1 protein-coding gene is annotated in these 1,015 nt (G+C 39.9%); it reads left to right on the forward strand.

Going from position 1 to position 1,015, the window contains the following annotated elements; all coding sequences use genetic code 11:
• Positions 1-131 precede the first annotated feature (131 nt).
• Positions 132-1,015, forward strand: an 884-nt coding sequence (locus J2Y67_RS27865; RefSeq protein WP_463675874.1) for a nuclease/transposase family protein, incomplete at its 3' end; no start/stop codon positions are given.

Here is a 1,015-nt window from a genome sequence, read left to right on the forward strand (position 1 = left end):
TCATGTATGGGAAGGGAAAGAAGGTACGGTTTTGTTCAGCAGGTCAATTTTTTTCGTTAGAAGAAAAGACAAACAAGACAGGGTTTCGGTACTTCCCCGAAAACAAACGCATGGAATGGCTGGGACTGATCATGCCTGTTATTCTTAAAGGTCTTGATGAATACGCGCATATTGCACTTCAAGATAAAATGAAGTATTGCCGACTTGTAAAGAAAGTGATCCGTGGTAAAAATCGTTACTACGTCCAATTTTCGTTAGAAGGTTTTCCGCCAAAGAAACGCAATCAGAACTATTCCAAAGATGAAAGCAATCGTGTTGGATTAGATATTGGCACTTCCACACTCGCAATTGCTTCTGAAAGTGAAGTGAAGCTGCTCGAGCTGGCAGAAGGTTTGTCAGTAAATGAACGTCAAAAACGTATTCTGCAGCGTAAATTGGATCGAAGGCGCCGAGTAAACAATCCAAACAAATACAATGCCGATGGCACGGTCAATAAATCAAATCGAGAGAAATGGGTTCAAAGTGAAAACTACAAAAAAACCCGTCAAGAGCTGGCTGAAACGAGTCGAAAAATGGCAGACAAGCGCAAGCAATCACACAATCAACTGGCTAATCATATTCTTTCGTTGGGATTGGATGTCCGAGTGGAAACAATGAATTTTAAAGGACTTCAAGCAAAAGCAAAGAAAACAGAGGTTAGTGAAAAGACGGGACGATACAAACGTAAAAAACGTTTTGGAAAGTCATTGTCGAATCGTGCCCCATCGATGCTTCTTACGATTATCGACAACAAACTAAAATATTTCAGTTTAACCCTAAAGCGGATTGACACCGCTAAAATAAAAGCCAGCCAATTTGAACACTTCACGCAAACTTATGTGAAGAAAAAACTCCGGGAACGTTGGAACCACTTCGAACAAGGTGATGTTCAACGAGATTTGTATAGTGCCTTTCTAATTATGAATACAAAGGATAATCTGCGTGAAATTGATGTTGAACGAGCAAATAAAACTTG

It is taken from the genome of Neobacillus niacini (assembly GCF_031456445.1).
GTDB lineage: Bacteria > Bacillota > Bacilli > Bacillales > Cytobacillaceae > Neobacillus > Neobacillus niacini_I.